This window comes from Ruegeria sp. BI7 (assembly GCF_056537925.1).
Genome location: NZ_JBQFSK010000016.1, coordinates 1 through 16273, shown reverse-complemented (window position 1 = coordinate 16273; position 16273 = coordinate 1). Strand labels below are relative to the sequence as shown.

The following is a 16273-nucleotide window of genomic DNA, read 5'->3' as shown; positions in this document are numbered from 1 at the left end:
CCTCCGAGCGCAACATAGGTTACGCGATGAAACCTATTTGCAGACATTGCCAGTATTTTTGCCCGAATTTGCACGATATTCAAAATTTATCGCGAATATTTGACCTCGAAAGCCGAAGGCCAGCCACCGGATTATCCGAGGTATTGCGCAATTGCCGCCCGGCTTCCCCGTTGGCAGATGGTCCTGAGCCATTGGGAAAACGCTGTTGCAAAACGTTCTTCCCGGCCGATATCTCCGTAGAATTTGCTTTGTGCGATCCAGATCAAGGGGTCCGCTTTCGCGGCTAGAGCAGCGTCATGCAATTCGGTCCAAAAGGGGTCATTATCCGCGATTTCGCTTCCGTCTTCGCGAAGGCCCGCGCACATCCGGCACCAGAACGCCTCGGCCAGGGCGAGCCCGTTCACTGGCGATCCTAACGCCAGTGCGTCACGCAGCGACGGCAGCAAAAATCCGGGATGGCGGGACGAGCCGTCAAAGGCAACCCGGCGTGTCGTGTCGTGAATGGCAGTATTCGCAAAACGTCTCGCGACCAGTTCAAGATAGTCAGCAGGTGGTGTTCCAGGCACCGGCGCGACATGGGGTAATATACCCTCAGCCTGAACCTTTTTGAAAAAGGCCGTGATATCGTCATCCTGCATACAGTCGGCAATCGTCGGGACATTCAGTATTTCCCCAACATTCGCAAGCAGTTGATGGCCGCCATTCAGAACACGCAGCTTCATGGCCTCGTACGTATGTACATTGCGGGTCAGTGTCACACCAACCTTTTCAAGCGCGGGACGATCAGCGCAGAAATCATCCTCGATCACCCATTGGCGAAAATTCTCATGCGAAACCGGGGCGCGGTCTTCGATACCCAGGGCGCGGCATTGCGAGATCACCTGATGTGTTGTGGCCGGCACGATGCAATCCACCATCGAATTCGGAAATGCCCCGTTCTGTTCGATCCAGTCGGCCAGATCAGGGTCAGACAACCGCGCCAATCCGACGATACAGTTACGCAGGATCGTTCCGTTGCCTTGCAGATTATCGCAGCTGAGCGCGGTAAAAGGTTTCAAGCCATGCGCTCGACGCTGCCCAAGCGCCGCAACGATGGCGCCGAAAGCCGTAAAAGGTTGGTCAGGGTTTTGCGCATCGTGGCGGATATCTTGGTGGGTAGTGTCTAGCGCCCCGGTATTGGCGTCCAGGAAATACCCCCCTTCGGTGATGGTCAGGGACACGATGCGGATCGCTGGATCGGACATTTGTTGGATCAACGGCGCGTTCCCGGGTTCGATCGGCAGATAGTCAATCATCGGGGCAATGATTTCAGCGGACATGCCGGACGGGTCAAGTTCGATCAGCGTTGTCAGACAATCCTGACTGACCAGCTTTTCCCGCATCCCGGCATCATAAGCCCGAACACCTGCGCCGATAATCGCCCAATCCTTGGCCAGGCCCTGCTGCATCAAACGGTGGATGTACCAGGCCTGATGTGCGCGGTGGAAATTGCCAAGACCGATATGCACGATACCCGGTCGCAATTCAGCGTGGCTATACGATGGCCTTCTGACTGCTGCAGGCAAGTCCGTAAGGGCATTACGACCCAGCGGTACCGGAGGTTTTGCGTTCGCCAGAGGATCCATCAGCTCATCCAGTTTCCGCCATCGACATTATAGGTTTGCGCAACGATGTATTTGGCCTCGTCCGAAGCCAGAAAAACGGCCATTCCGGTCAAATCTTCGGCGCGGCCCATACGGCCATAGGGAACAGCCGCCGCCACTTCGCGCTTTTTTTGCCCGGGGGCTTTGCCTTCGTGTTTGGCAAAGAACGCATCAACACCGTCCCAGTGTTCGCCGTCAACAACGCCCGGTGCGATGGCGTTCACGTTAATCCCGTGTTGGATCAGGTTCAGCCCTGCCGATTGCGTCAGCGAGATAATCGCCGCCTTGCTGGCGCAATAGACCGCAACCAGAGGTTCACCACGCCGTCCGGCCTGAGAGGCCATATTTATGATGCGGCCTTTGACCCCGTGCGCGATCATGTGTCGTGCAACCGCCTGCATGGTGAACAGGGTTCCGGCGACGTTGATGTCAAAAACACGGTTGAAATCGGCGCGCTCGATCTCGGTGATCGGGGCGGCAGTGAAAATCGCGGCGTTGTTGACCAGAATTTCGATGGGTCCGAAATGCGCGAGTGTTTGCGCAACTGCTTGATCGATGCTGGACTGGTTGGTTATGTCCATCTCGATGGCCAGCGCGGGATCACCAATTTCGGCTGCGACCTTTCGCGCACGGGTGATGTCGATATCGGCAATCGCAACACGCGCGCCCTCGGCAACATAGGCTTTGGCAAAGGCTAGGCCGATACCACGCGCGGCCCCCGTAATTAGAGTTGTTTTGCCGGCCAAACGCGTCATTCGAAGCGCAATCCCTGTGCGTCAAACCGATGAATGACATCTGCTCGTGGGGCCAGATGGACACGATCTCCATGACGGAATCCGACCTCTCCATCCGCGCGCACGGTGATGGTTTCGGCCAACCCGGTTTCGTGGATATGAAAGAAGGTGTCCGACCCCAGATGTTCGGATACGCCAACGACACCAGACCATGGCCCGTCGCTTTCGGATACCGTGATATGTTCAGGGCGCACACCAATGGTGTGGGCCCCGTGTTTCGCAGCCTCTTCACCTTCGATAAAGTTCATTTTGGGCGAGCCGATGAAGCCTGCAACAAACAAATTGCGCGGGCTGCGGTACAGCTCTAGTGGGCTGCCGACCTGTTCGATGACACCGGCCTGAAGCACCACGATCTTATCGGCCATGGTCATCGCCTCGACCTGATCATGTGTCACGTAGATCATTGTTGTGGCCAGACGCTCGTGCAACTCGCTGATCTCAAGCCGCATGCCCACCCGTAACGCGGCATCGAGATTGGACAGCGGTTCGTCGAACAGAAACGCCGCAGGTTCGCGCACAATGGCGCGGCCAATGGCAACACGCTGGCGCTGCCCGCCCGACAATTGTCCGGGTCGACGATCAAGATAGTCAGCCAGGTTCAGTACACCTGCCGCCCCCTCGACGCGTTTGTCGATTTCAGCCTGATCAAGTTTGGCCATGCGCAGTGGAAATGCGATGTTCTTGCGCACCGTCATATGCGGGTACAGAGCGTAAGACTGGAACACCATCGCCAAGCCACGCTTGGCAGGCGGCACATCGGTGGCATCCGCCCCGTCGATGTCGACAGAGCCCGAGGTGATATCCTCTAACCCCGCGATCAGGCGCAGTAAGGTGGATTTGCCACACCCCGAAGGGCCGACGAAGACAGTGAACTCGCCATCTTCGATGGTCAGATCCAGCGGTGGAATGACCTGCACGTCGCCGAAGCTTTTGGTCACGGATTTAAGTTGAATACGTCCCATACGTCGTCTTCCTTATTTCACAGCGCCGAAGGTCAGGCCGCGGACAAGTTGTTTCTGGCTGAACCAGCCGAGGATGAGGATTGGAGCAATCGCCATGGTCGAGGCCGCGCTAAGCTTGGCAAAGAACAGGCCCTCGGGGCTGGAGTAGCTGGCAATGAAGGCAGTTAGCGGTGCCGCGTCGACGGCGGTCAGGTTGAGGGTCCAGAACGCTTCGTTCCACGCCAGAATGAAGTTCAGGAGAACTGTCGAGGCGATGCCGGGGATGGCCATGGGCGTCAATACGTAAAGGATTTCTTCTTTCAGTGTCGCCCCGTCCATCCGTGCGGCTTCCAGAATTTCACCGGGGATTTCGCGGAAATATGTGTAGAGCATCCAGACGATAATCGGCAGGTTGATCAGCATCAGCACCACGACCAGTCCACCGCGTGTGTCTAGCAGTCCCAGACGAATGAACAGCAGGTAGATCGGATACAATACGCCAACGGCAGGTAGCATTTTGGTGGAGAGCATCCACAACAGGATGTCCTTTGTGCGCTTGGACGGTACAAAGGCCATCGCCCATGCGGCGGGGACCGCGATGATTACACCAAGAATGGTCGATCCGCCTGCGATGATGACGGAATTCCACAGGAACCGCATATAGTCTGACCGTTCTTGCACGATGGCATAGTTCTCAAGTGTCCAATCGAAATTCAGGAACAGGGGCGGGCTGGCAATCGCCTGTGCCTCGGTCTTGAAACTGGTCAGAATGGTCCAGAGGATCGGGAAAAAGATCAGCAGTCCAACGGCCCAGGCAAGGGCGGTGTTCAGCGATTTGCGGCGGGGTGTGACGGTGCGGGCCATGGGTCTTATCTCCTCACGCGTCCAGGTTTTTGCCGACGATGCGCATCAGGAAGATGGCAACGATATTGGCAAGGATGATGGCGTAGACACCTCCGGCTGATCCAAGGCCGACGTTTTGGCTTTCCAACACGCGCTGGAAGATCAGGTAGGTAAGTGTGCGGGTGCCGAATGCACCGCCGGTGGTCACGAAGATCTCGGCGAAGATCGACAATAGAAAAATCGTCTGGATCAGGATCACAATCGTGATTGCGCGGCTCAGATGCGGCAAGACGATATGGTAAAAGCGCTTCAGAACTGGCGCGCCGTCCATCTCAGCTGCTTCCAGCTGTTCGCTGTCCAGCGACTGGATGGCAGTCAGCAGGATCAGCGTGGCGAAGGGTAGCCACTGCCACGACACGATCATGATGATAGACGTCATCGAGGCCTCGGACAGCCATGAAATCGGCTCGGCCCCAAAAAAGCGCCACAGATGCGCCAGAAGACCGTTCACCGGGTCCATGAACATGTTCTTCCAGACCAGCGCAGAGACCGTAGGCATCACAAAGAAAGGTGCAATCACAAGGATGCGGACAACACCCTGACCCCACATTGGTTGATCCAGTAGAATGGCAAGCAGGATGCCCAAAATCACGGTGATCACCAGTACACCACCAACGATCATCAGCGTCGCCTGCACGGCAGGCCAAAACGAGCTGGAGGACACAAACCGGACGTAGTTGTCAAAGCCGACCCAGCCCAGATCACCACCGCGTAGGGGCAGGTATTTCTTGAAGGAAAAATACAGCGTCATTGTCAGCGGCACGAGCATCCAGCCAAGCAGCAGGATCACGGCGGGTGCCATCATTAGGCGGGCCACTGATCGGGAATGTTGGGTTGCCATGGCGCAAGACCTCTCTGTTCAGGCGCATACCAGCCTGCGAGAAAAACGTGGATTGTGGAAGGCTAGGGCGGGGGGCAAACCTCTGCCCACCCGCAATTAGAAGACGTCAGTAACCTGCGGCTTCCATCTCTTCTGCGGTGAAGGCCTGCGCTTTTTCCAGCGCCTCTTCCACCGATTGCTGTCCGGCGTAAACGGCCGAGAATTCCTGGCTCACTTGCGTAGCAATGCCTGCAAATTCAGGGATAGCAGCAAACTGGATGCCGACATAGGGCACCGGTTTCACCGTCGGATCATTTGGATCAGCCGACAGGATCGAATCCAGTGTCATCTGGGCGAACGGAACCTTCTGATACTCGGGGTTCTCGTACAGTGATGTACGCGCACCCGGCGGGACGTTGGCCCAGCCTTCGTTTTCGGCCACCAGCTCAATGTAGTCTTTCGAGGTTGCCCATTCGATGAACTGCTTGGCAGCATCCGCCTGTTCGGTGCCTGCAGGGATGGCCAGCGCCCATGCCCAAAGCCAGTTGGAGCGCTTGTCAACGCCTTCCGAATTCGGAGCTAAGGCGAAGCCGACTTTGTCGGCCACAGTCGAGTCGTCAGGATTGGTTACAAACGATGCCGCGACAGTGGCGTCGATCCACATGCCGCACTTGCCCTGCTGGAACAGCGACAGGTTTTCGTTGAACCCGTTAGTAGCGTAACCCGCGGGGCCGGATTCACTCATCATGTCGACGAAGAAAGTCAGCGCTTCGTTCCATTCCGGCTGATCAAACTGGGGCTTCCAGTCTTCGTCGAACCAGCGGGCACCAAAAGAATTTCCGGTCACGGTAATGAACGCGCCACCTTCACCCCAACCGGCTTTGCCACGCAGGCAAATACCGTTGATGTCGTTGTCTCGATCCGTCATCGCCGCAGCCGCCTCTCGGATGAACTGCCAGGTCGGCGCATCAGGCATTTCCAGACCGGCTTTCTCCATCAGATCAGTGCGATACATGATCATCGAGCTTTCGCCATAGAACGGAGCCGCGAACAGCGTCCCCTCATGGCTCAACCCGTTGCGCATCGCGGGCAGGATGTCATCCACATCATATTCAGCGGACATTCCTTCCAGCGGCACCAGCCAACCATTGGCGCCCCAGATCGGGGTTTCGTACATACCGATGGTCATGATGTCGAACTGGCCACCTTTGGTGGTGATGTCGGTGGTCACGCGCTGGCGCAACACGTTTTCTTCTAGCGTCACCCATTCGACATCGATGCCGGTCGCCTCGGTGAATTTGTCGGTATAGCCCTGCATCCGGATCATGTCGCCGTTGTTCACGGTCGCTATGGTGATGGATTGCGCGTGGGCCGCTGCCGTGGCGACGAATGTCAACGCCGTCGCCGCACGAAGTGCGTTTTTCAGATACATCCTTGTCCTCCCTGAGCTTGGATGCTGTGCAGGAAGCCTAGTTCATAAATTGTCGCGGCGTCAATAAAAACTTTACGCGCGTTAAATTTAGTGTTCAGGCGGACTCGCGTAAAACAAGTCTTGCGGGAAACAAAGTTTCTGTTCGTTTTTCAAATTTCCCACCGCTTTCAATAAGTTCGAACAGTGTTTCGACACTGCGGGCCGCCACATTGTCATAGTCATGCGCCGCCGTTGTCAGGGACGGACATGTGAATTTTGCGAAGGGATGATCGTCATTTGAGGCCAATCGTAATGTGCAATCTTCCTTGCGCCCAACCCGAATCCCCTGTTCGTAGCAGGCCGCCAGGAATCCGATGGCGAGACGGTCATTACTGCACAGCACCGAGTCGGTCCGCAGGCTACGTTCTTCCAGCACTTTTCGCGCACCTTGCCGACCGATCTCTTCAAAGGCCCATCCTGTGCCGTCAATCTTGATGATATGCGGTTCAAACCCCAAACGCTCCATAACGTCGACATAGGCTATGCGCCGTTTGTTGGCATTTGGGTTGGCTGGGGTGCGCATTTCAAAGAACGATGGTGGTTCCCCGGTGCGGGTCATGTATTCCACGGTTTGTGACACAAAGCTGAAATTGTCCGAACCGATGAAAGCAGCCCCCATACCATCAAGGTTACTGTCGAACAGAACCGTTGGAACATCGGCGCAGAATTTTTCAATCGCTGACTGATCCGACGCGCGGCCCAGCGGTGCTAACAGAACACCTGCTGGTTTCAGCGACCGTAAGCTGTCGAGTATCTCATTCTCCAGTTTTTGCTCGCCATGGGAGCTGAACAGAGACGGGCGATACCCCGCCGCGATACAGGATTGCTCCAGATAGCGCGCGATCTCGGCAAAAAAGGGATCAGCCAGATAGGGCACGACGATACCAATATTCTTGGTCAGCTTCCGGTTCTGATTTATGGCGTAAATATTAGGGCGATAGTCAAAACGCTCTAACGCCTCTTCGATGCGCGCCCGCGTTGTGGGCCGCACGCTGTCCGGGTCGTGGAAATATTTCGAAACCGTCGGCCGGGATATCCCGCTGAGGGTCGCGAACTCTTCCATGTTTTTAATCTTGGTCATGCCAATCTACCTGCGGATCTTTGCCGCTTTGATCTTATCATAGCTTTACATATTCTTTGCGCGCGCTAAAAAATCAATAGCCGGACATGTGCCGCACCTCGGACGCAGGGCAAGGGATGTAAATGTATCTCGGGATCGACATCGGCACATCAGCGGTCAAGGTTGTCTGCGCCGGCACGGCGCGGATAATGGCGACGGCATCGGTTGAAATGCAAACCTCTTCGCCACAGCCTGGATGGTCGGAACAGCATCCTGACCTGTGGTGGCGCGCCACCTGCGATGCGCTGCGCAAGCTGGGGGAACAGATCGCGTTGGCGGAAGTTCGGGCCGTCGGTCTGTCGGGTCAAATGCATGGAGCCGTACTGCTTGACCAGGACTTGTACCCAATCCGTCCGGCCATTTTGTGGAATGACAGCCGTTCGGCGCAGGAATGCGGTGAACTTCGCGATGCGTTGCCGCAGATCGGTCAGATCGCGGGCGTTCTGCCCCTGCCGGGATTCACTGCGCCCAAGATTACATGGCTGAAGCGGCATGAGCCTGAAAACTATGACCGCATCGCTCATATCCTGTTGCCGAAGGATTATATCGGGCTGCGCCTGCACGGGGTCCTCGCGACGGATCCCTGTGATGCGGCGGGCACCCTTTGGCTGGATCAAGCCGCGCGGCAGTGGCACAGCGGGATCGCCGAGGCGACCCATGCTGCGACCCACTGGCTGCCGCAAATTTCCGATGGGCACGAAGTTGTGGGCACAATTTCGGCAGATGCGGCCAACCAGACCGGACTGAAGCCCGGCGTACCTGTTGTAGCAGGAGGTGGGGATGCGGCCACCGGCGCAGTGTCGCTGGGAGCAACTGAACCGGGGCGAGGGTTTATTTCGCTGGGCACCTCCGGTCAGTTATTCGTTGCGGATAGCGTATATAAGCCAAACCCTGAACGATATGTGCATGCGTTTGCGCATACACTCCCTGATCGCTGGTTCCAGATGGCGGCAATGCTAAACGGCGCCAGGCCAATCGCGTGGATCGGCGGGCAGCTTGGATTGTCCGCGGCGGAAGTCATCGCAATGGCAGAAACAGCACCGCAAGACCGTGTGCCGATTTTCTTGCCTTATCTGACAGGCGAACGCAGCCCCCACGGCGATCCGCATATACGCGCCTGTTTCTTTGGACTGGAAGACGCGACAACGCGTGCAGAAATTTGTCGCTCGGTGGTTGAGGCCATCGCGTTTTGTTTCGCCGACGCCGCCCAGAGTTTTGGCGACTCGATAGACGGCCTGTCGGATTTGGCCGCTATCGGCGGCGGCAGCCGGTCCGACCTGCTGCTTGGGTTGATTGCAACGGTGACAGGCAAACCCATCCTTCGATCTGAGGGGGCGGATTCCGGGCCCGCCTATGGCGCGGCACGTTTGGCGGCTTGCGGTGACAAAGCGCTGACTATTGAGGACCTTGCCATCCAGCCCGCAGGATCTGTCAGGTTCGATCCTGCGGAAATGGGCGCATTGTCGGACCGGCTTGGCCGGTTTCGCTCGCTTTACAAAGCAGTTCGCGCTGCCGTCTAGGCATCCGCTGCCAACAAATCGCTGGCCTTTTCTCCAATCATGATCGCAGGAGCGTTCGTATTACCGCTGACGATCTCGGGCATAATCGAACAATCCGCCACCCGCAGATTGGCAATTCCGTGGACTCTTAGCTTTGCGTCGACAACCGATGCCTCAGAGTTGCCCATCGCGCAGGTGCCGGTCGGGTGATAGATCGAGGTCGAATTTGACCGGGCCCAATCCAGCGTGCCTTCGTAATCGTCACAGCTCAGATCCGCCGAGGGCCTGAATTCCTCGGATATCTTCGAATGCAACGGGTTCTGCTTAGCAATCCCGCGGGCGATGTTCACGCCGTCGACGATGGTTCGACAATCCGTTTCGGTCGACAGGTAATTCGGGATTATTTTGACGTATTTTGAAGGGTCTGGCCCGTTCAGGCGCAGCTCACCCCGGCTTTCCGGGCGCAGCTGACAGACCGACATGGTAAAGGCCGAAAACGGATGCACACCCTCGCCGGGGCTGTCGGCGGACCATGGTTGGACGTGGAACTGAATGTCCGGAGTTTCAACGTCGGGGCGGGTCTTCATGAACCCCGTCGCCAGGCTGGCCGCCATGGTCATCGGACCGGCACGGAACAGGGCGTACTTCAGAGCGATACGCGCCTGATTGAACAAGCTGCGGACCTCATCATTCAACGTGGGTTCATTGCATTTGAACACCAGTCTTGCCTGCAAATGGTCCTGCAATCCCTTGCCGACACCGGGAAGGGCGTGCAGCGGTTCGATGCCGTTTTCCTTCAGGTGGTCCGGGTCGCCGATCCCCGACAGCATCAAGATTTGGGGCGAGTTAATCGCACCACCGGACAGGATGATTTCGCGCCGAACTTTCAGGGTTTGCTCGGCGCCCGAACGATCCCGATAGACCAATCCGGTCGCCTTTTTGCCCTCCAGCGTGATCCGTGTCACCAGGGCCTTTGTGATGATGTTTAGGTTCTGTCGATCGCGGATGGGTTTCAGATACGCCACGGCAGCGCTACAGCGGCGGCCATTGCGCGTGGTTAGCTGGAAATACCCTACACCTTCTTGCTCAGCCCCATTGTAGTCTGGATTAAACGGATACCCTGCGGCCTGCGCGGCTGCGACCCAGGCGTCACAGATTGGCCGTTGGATGCGCATGTTTGACACCGACAATGGCCCACCGACGCCGTGGAATTCATCCTCGCCACGCTCCTGATCCTCGCAGCGCTTGAACAAGGGTAGTACGTCGTCCCACCCCCAACCTTCGTTGCCCATCTGACGCCAGCGGTCGTAATCCTCTTTCTGGCCGCGCACGTACAGCAACCCATTCAGCGACGAAGACCCGCCCAGCACCTTGCCACGCGGCCAGTCAATAGAGCGCCCATTCAGCCCTGGATCAGGTTCAGTACGATAACACCAATCGACCGAAGGGTTATGCATGGTTTTGAAATAGCCCACCGGGATGTGAATCCACGGATTGGTGTCGCGACCGCCGGCCTCGAGCAAAGCAACGGTCACGTTTGGGTCGGCGCTCAGGCGATTGGCGATGACACAGCCCGAAGACCCGGCCCCGACAACTGCATAGTCTACTTCCATGATCACCTCCCTGAAACTGGTTTCAAAAAGTTCTAGCCAAACGATGAGAAATATACTAGCCTTTTTTGATACAAAACGTCTCATTATTTGCGATCAGGGAGGTAAGCAATGGAGATCGGACGGAAACTAAGTGGTATTTCACGGCGGGATTTTTTCCGCGTGGCAGGCCGTTACGGTATGAGCTCGACTCTGCTGGCTGCAGGTGGGTTCGGTGGGGCGATGAGCCTTGCGAATCTGGCGCAGGCTGCCGAATCAACCTACGAAAAGCGCTTTTCGAAAGAACCCAAACACACGCTGAAATTCGGAGCTTCGGGCTTTAATACCCGCAACCTGCTGATCGAACGTGCGGGCGCAATCGAATTTGCGCGTGATCTGGAAGAGCGCACCGATGGTGAGATTCGCATCGAGTTCATCGGCGACAACCAGATCTGCGGTCAGTTGAGCTGTGTAGAGAAAACCCAGCAGGGCATTGTCGATATCTATGCGGCCTCGACCCAGAACTCGGCGGGGGGTGCGCCTTATCTGAACGTGCTGGACTATGCCTATATGTTCCCCAGCCGCGCGGCGCAGTACCACTTCTTCTACAGCCCGGCGAGCCAGCGCATCCTGCGCGATCCGCTGGAAAAACGGCACGGTCTGAAATTCCTGTTCACCCATTGTGAACTGCGCGGTCTGCAAATGGGCGCGAACTTTGCCGACAAGCCAACCGTCACAAAGCTGGAAGAACTATTTGGCACCAAGAACCGTGTGACGGGTACGCAACTTGGCCGTATCGCCATGCAACTGCTGAACCTGAATCCGGTACCTGTCGCGTGGGAGGAAACGCTGGACGCGCTGAAAACCGGCCTGATCGACGGCGCCGAAACTTGGGCATCGGCTGTGGCCTACGCCAACATGGCGCCTGTGGTGTCACAATCGGTGAACCTGAAATTCTTCTGCGGTACTGAACATACCTCGATGTCGGCTAAAGTCTTTGATGGTCTGGGCGGTGAGTTGCAGGATGCGGTGATGGAATCGTCCTACTTCACTCAGGCGCTGATCCAAGGTGCGAACGAAGCCGCGCTGTTGAACACCGTTGGTTTCTCGGAACCGCAACTGCCGCATACGATCTTCGCCGAAAACGGCGTACGCCCGGCCTTCCTGGCGGACGACCAAATTAAACTGGCCGAAGAAATGTGTGCCCCCAATTACAACCCCGAGCCCTGGGCGCAATGGCGCGAGCGCATTAACAAATGGGCCGGTGGTATCGACACATATCAGGAGATCTACGACATCGCGCGTGAGATTCCCGCCGATACAATTGCGGAAAACGTCGAGCCACGCCGTTGGTGGAGAGGCGAAGCCTAACCTAAGCTTAATACGAACCGGCCCGGGTGGGCCGGTTCCACTAAACACCGACTGGGAGGACGGGGTTCATGTCATTTTGGGCAGATGTCGGCGCGATATTCAGTGCTTTACTCACCTTCGATTCATTCGAGATTCAATCCGCGCTGGAATCCGACGCAACATGGGTCGTAGGCGCAATCGTCTCGGCCCTGGGTGGGCTCCTCATCATGTGGATTTACCAAAAAGTGCCGTTTGTAGAACGCCACTTTGAACGTGCAGTGATGGTTTATTCCTACCTTGCGATTGCCTTCATCATCTTTTGGGGCGTGATTGACCGGTTCGTGTTCAACGATCAGGAGCCTTGGTCAACAACGATCCCGCCACTGCTGTTCATGGTGATGGCGTGGTTCGGCGCGTCTTATAACGTGCGGCTACGCACGCATCTAAGCTTTAGCGAATTTCGCACCTCTATGCCACGCGGCGGGCAACTGGCTTGCCTGTTCCTAGATGCTGTCCTTTGGTTCATCTTCGCAGTGATCGTCATTGTGACCACCACTCGGTTGGTGGCGCTGTCGGCATCAAACTTTCAGATCGTTCTGGGTACTGACAACATCATGCAGTGGTGGTTCCTGTTGGCCGCGCCGCTGTCGTTCTTTTTGATGGTCGGGCGGGTGTTTCAGAACCTCGCCGACGATCTGCACAACTGGAAAACAGGTGAGCCGCTGATCAAGCAGGCCGTGATTGGAGCAGACTGATGACAGACGGAACCATGGTCACACTGATCTCGCTTGGGGTCACCTTTCTGTTCATGCTGGGCGTGCCAGTGCTTCTGGTCATCGGCTATTGGGTTATTGGCTGCTCGTTTGTGCTGGGCCTGACGCTGGACAATATGGGGGCCGAGCTGCTGAATGTGTTCAACAAAGGTTTCGCCCTGCTGGCGATGCCGCTGTTCATCCTGACTGGCGACCTGATCAACAAATCCGGCATCGCGCGGCGGCTTAGTGATTTTGCATATGCCTGTCTGGGCTGGATACGCGGCGGGCTGGCAATGGCATCGCTGGGTGCCTGCGGGCTTTTTGCAGCGATCTCGGGGTCAAACTCGGCAACAACCGCGACAATCGGGTCGATGCTGCACCCTGAGATGGTCAAGGGCGGTTACGATGAACGCTTCAGCGCCGCAACAGCAGCGGCGGGTGGTACAGTTGGGATCATCATCCCACCGTCGATCATCTTCATCGTTTACGGGTTCCTGATGAACCTGCCGATTTCCGAGCTGTTTGTGGCGGGTATCCTGCCCGGCGCATTGATGGTGTTTGGTATGCAATTTGCCTGCTGGATCATCTGCCGGATCAACGGCTGGGGATATTTGATCCCGTTGCAGCTGAACCGGGTGTTGAAAACCGCGTTTGGTGCATGGCTGGGCTTTTTCGCCATCGGGTTGGTGCTGTGGGGCATCTACACGGGCAAGTTTTCCCCGACCGAGGCGGCGGGTGTGACCGTGGGCTTCTGCGTCATCGCCGGTTTGCTTAGTTATCCGATCAACCGGATCATGGGTGCCCGGAACGATATTCCACCGACCGAGAAAAGCTATGCCGAGATGTTCGTGGTCGAAGGCTTCACGATCCCCGAGATCCCCTCGATCGTGATCCGCTCTGCCCAGATCACTGGCATTCTTGCACCGCTGATCGCAATTTCGGTTGTGATGCAGCAAATCTTGTCGCTGCTCGGCGCGCAAGAGACCATCGGGAACTTCGTGACCTCGATGGGTGGTTATCATGCGGTGCTGTTCACCTCGATGGTGATCGTCTTTTTCTCGGGCATGGTACTGGAAAGCCTTCCGGTCACGATTATTCTCGCCCCGATCTTGGCGCCTATTGCCGCCTCGGTTGGCATTGATCCGATCCACTTCTCGGTGATTTTCCTTGTGGGTGCTTCTATCGGGTTCATCACGCCACCTTACGGGCTGAACCTGTATGTGGCGTCGGGTGTGACGGGCGTGCCTTATTTCCGGCTGCTGCGGTATACGGTGCCTTATCTGGTGGCTCTGTTGTCGGTCTGGATTTTGGTGTCGCTGGTGCCCGATCTGGCCTTGATCCTGCTGCCAAATAACTAGAATGTTGCGGGATGGCCGAGACGGAAACACAAGAAAAAGAAACTCAGATCCCAACGAACCTGCGCCTGTTGCTGATCCTTGAAGAGGTGGCTCGGCGCGGGGTAGCTGTTAAACCGTCAGACCTGATCGATGCATTGGGTCTGGCAAAACCCACCGTTCACCGATTGCTGCAAACGGCCGAGGCCGAGGGGTTTTTGCAACGCGATCTGGACGGTCGATCTTATGGCCCTGGCCGTCGTTTGCGGCTGCTGTCCGTCAACACCATGTCTGCCGAACATTTGCGGACTGCACGCCTGGCCATATTGCGCAGCGTGGCCGAGGAGGTGGGAGAGACCTGCAACCTCGCCATTCCCGACCGCGAGGGGATGATCTATCTGGACCGGGTCGAAACCAAATGGCCCCTGCGCATTCAGTTGCCCGTGGGCACGCAGGTTCCGTTTCACTGTACGGCCAGTGGCAAAATGTACCTGTCCACGCTGCGTCAGAAAACGCTGGACGGGTTTCTTTCGGCCGGAAAATTGCAACCGCAGACCGAGCGTTCGCTAACGGACCCCAATGCAGTAAAGGCCGAAGTCCAACGCATTTCCGACAATCAGTATTCTACCGATGATGAGGAATTCATGACCGGAATGTCCGCACTTGCGGTGCCTGTTCAAGACGGGCAGGGCAGGTTGGTAGGGACGCTATCGGTTCACGCCCCGACCCAACGCCATGATGTCGGCAGCCTGATGTCGTTTCTGGAAACACTGCGGCAGGGCGCGGACAAACTTTCAAGTCTTCTCGCTGAGTGACCAGAAAAACGCAGCGCCAAACTGTACCAGTGGCCGATCCACAAAACCGTTTGGCGCTGTCCTATTTAGGTAGCCTAAGCCCTTCGGATCAAGCCGCTGCGATCTGGCCTGCTTTTTCGACCAGCACTTCGGCCTGACGGATTGAGGCATAATCGATCAGACGGCCATCCAGAGACACAGCGCCTTTGCCCGCCGATTCAGCCTCGGCCATGGCGACAAGAATGCGCTGTGCCTTGGTGACTTCGGCCTCGGATGGTGACATGACCTCATTGGCCAGGGCAATTTGGCTGGGGTGGATGGCCCATTTGCCTTCACATCCCAGAACCGCTGCGCGTTTGGCAGCCGCTCGATAGCCGTCGGGATCCTGAAAGTCGCCAAATGGCCCATCGATTGGACGCAGTCCGTTGGCGCGTGCCGCAACCACCATGCGCGCCAGCGCATAGTGCCACATGTCACCCCAATGGGTCAGACGGCCACCATCGGCATCTGCGTCGGTCAACACGGAATAATCGGGGTTCACGCCGCCGATGATCGTGGTTCGTGCGCGGGTCGAGGCCGCATAGTCAGCCACTCCGAAATGCAGGCTTTCATTGCGTTTGGAAGCTGCCGCAATCTCGCTGACATTCTGCATCCCAAGCGCGGTTTCGATGATGTGTTCGAACCCGATCCGTTTCTTGTAGCCTTTGGCGTCCTCAATCTGCGTTACCAGCATATCGACCGCATAGACGTCCGCAGCGGTGCCAACCTTGGGGATCATGATCAGGTCCAGCCGTTCGCCAGCCTGTTCGACCACATCCACCACATCGCGATACATATAATGCGTATCCAGCCCGTTGATCCGCACCGACATGGTTTTATTGCCCCAGTCGATATCGTTCAGCGCCTCGATGATGTTCTTGCGGGCCTGTTCCTTTTCATCAGGCGCGACCGCGTCTTCCAGATCGAGGAAGATCACATCTACATCTGATTGTGCGGCCTTTTCGAACATTCCGGGTTGGCTGCCCGGAACGGCCAGTTCGCTGCGGTTCAGGCGGGCAGGGGCTTGGTCGATGTTATGAAAGCTCATGGGTAAGGGTCCTTCGTCTTACAGGTTCGGATAGAGAGGGAAGCGCGCGCAGAGGTCTGCGACCTCGGCTTTGACCTTGGCTTCGACGGCGCTGTTGCCGTCTTCGCCATTGGCGGCCAGCCCGTCGACCACTTCGATGATCCAGTCGGCGATCTGGCGGAATTCGACCTCGC

14 protein-coding genes and 1 pseudogene are annotated in these 16273 nt (G+C 56.9%); 5 read left to right on the top strand and 10 right to left on the bottom strand.

The features are described 5' to 3' along the window. Nucleotides 1–131 precede the first annotated feature (131 nt). The 7 genes from ACR0JB_RS21290 to ACR0JB_RS21260 all read right to left on the bottom strand — a co-directional run bounded on the left by ACR0JB_RS21290 (nucleotide 132) and on the right by ACR0JB_RS21260 (nucleotide 7653). A complete protein-coding gene (locus ACR0JB_RS21290) occupies nucleotides 132–1625 on the bottom strand; it encodes a mannitol dehydrogenase family protein (RefSeq protein WP_480790282.1) in 1494 nt (497 codons plus the stop codon). After that, a complete protein-coding gene (locus tag ACR0JB_RS21285; RefSeq protein ID WP_170400074.1) occupies nucleotides 1625–2398 on the bottom strand; it encodes an L-iditol 2-dehydrogenase in 774 nt (257 codons plus the stop codon). The genes ACR0JB_RS21290 and ACR0JB_RS21285 overlap by 1 nt, the downstream gene beginning before the upstream one ends. Continuing rightward, a complete protein-coding gene (locus ACR0JB_RS21280) occupies nucleotides 2395–3399 on the bottom strand; it encodes an ABC transporter ATP-binding protein (protein ID WP_170400076.1) in 1005 nt (334 codons plus the stop codon). Before ACR0JB_RS21280 ends, ACR0JB_RS21285 begins: the two co-directional genes overlap by 4 nt. A gap of 12 nt (nucleotides 3400–3411) precedes the next feature. Beyond that, nucleotides 3412–4242, bottom strand: a complete 831-nt coding sequence (locus tag ACR0JB_RS21275; RefSeq protein WP_170351960.1) for a carbohydrate ABC transporter permease — start codon at nucleotides 4240–4242, stop codon at nucleotides 3412–3414. Between the two features lie 13 nt (nucleotides 4243–4255). Then, nucleotides 4256–5122 carry a carbohydrate ABC transporter permease gene (locus tag ACR0JB_RS21270; RefSeq protein WP_480790281.1) on the bottom strand — a complete coding sequence of 289 codons (867 nt, stop codon included), beginning with the start codon at nucleotides 5120–5122 and terminating at the stop codon, nucleotides 4256–4258. Between the two features lie 106 nt (nucleotides 5123–5228). After that, nucleotides 5229–6533, bottom strand: a complete 1305-nt coding sequence (locus ACR0JB_RS21265) for an ABC transporter substrate-binding protein (protein WP_170351958.1) — start codon at nucleotides 6531–6533, stop codon at nucleotides 5229–5231. A 94-nt stretch (nucleotides 6534–6627) separates the two neighbouring features. Beyond that, nucleotides 6628–7653 carry a LacI family DNA-binding transcriptional regulator gene (locus tag ACR0JB_RS21260; protein WP_480790280.1) on the bottom strand — a complete coding sequence of 342 codons (1026 nt, stop codon included), beginning with the start codon at nucleotides 7651–7653 and terminating at the stop codon, nucleotides 6628–6630. Nucleotides 7654–7775: 122 nt separating this feature from the next. Here ACR0JB_RS21260 and xylB point away from each other — a divergent pair, with 122 nt between their 5' ends. Beyond that, nucleotides 7776–9212 (top strand): xylulokinase, encoded by a 1437-nt coding sequence (gene xylB / locus ACR0JB_RS21255; RefSeq protein WP_170400080.1) that lies wholly within the window; start codon nucleotides 7776–7778, stop codon nucleotides 9210–9212. Here xylB and ACR0JB_RS21250 read toward each other — a convergent pair. Beyond that, on the bottom strand, nucleotides 9209–10804 hold the full coding sequence (locus ACR0JB_RS21250; RefSeq protein WP_170400082.1) for a GMC family oxidoreductase: 1596 nt from the start codon (nucleotides 10802–10804) through the stop codon (nucleotides 9209–9211). The two genes, xylB and ACR0JB_RS21250, sit on opposite strands and share 4 nt — an antisense overlap. Nucleotides 10805–10912: 108 nt before the next feature. Between ACR0JB_RS21250 and ACR0JB_RS21245 the strand changes: the two genes are divergently transcribed. The 4 genes from ACR0JB_RS21245 (at nucleotide 10913) to ACR0JB_RS21230 (ending at nucleotide 15034) form a co-directional block, all read left to right on the top strand. Then, a complete protein-coding gene (locus ACR0JB_RS21245) occupies nucleotides 10913–12151 on the top strand; it encodes a TRAP transporter substrate-binding protein (RefSeq protein ID WP_170400084.1) in 1239 nt (412 codons plus the stop codon). A 68-nt stretch (nucleotides 12152–12219) separates the two neighbouring features. Further along, a complete protein-coding gene (locus ACR0JB_RS21240) occupies nucleotides 12220–12885 on the top strand; it encodes a TRAP transporter small permease (protein ID WP_170351953.1) in 666 nt (221 codons plus the stop codon). Next, a complete protein-coding gene (locus tag ACR0JB_RS21235) occupies nucleotides 12885–14243 on the top strand; it encodes a TRAP transporter large permease (RefSeq protein WP_170362727.1) in 1359 nt (452 codons plus the stop codon). The genes ACR0JB_RS21240 and ACR0JB_RS21235 overlap by 1 nt, the downstream gene beginning before the upstream one ends. Nucleotides 14244–14254: 11 nt before the next feature. Further along, complete coding sequence (locus ACR0JB_RS21230) at nucleotides 14255–15034, top strand: IclR family transcriptional regulator (protein WP_170400086.1); 780 nt, start codon at nucleotides 14255–14257, stop codon at nucleotides 15032–15034. Nucleotides 15035–15122: 88 nt separating this feature from the next. Here ACR0JB_RS21230 and ACR0JB_RS21225 read toward each other — a convergent pair whose 3' ends face one another. Further along, on the bottom strand, nucleotides 15123–16100 hold the full coding sequence (locus ACR0JB_RS21225) for an HpcH/HpaI aldolase/citrate lyase family protein (protein ID WP_170400087.1): 978 nt from the start codon (nucleotides 16098–16100) through the stop codon (nucleotides 15123–15125). An 18-nt stretch (nucleotides 16101–16118) separates the two neighbouring features. Further along, nucleotides 16119–16273 (bottom strand): annotated as a pseudogene (gene glyA / locus ACR0JB_RS21220) (serine hydroxymethyltransferase); the annotation flags it as partial.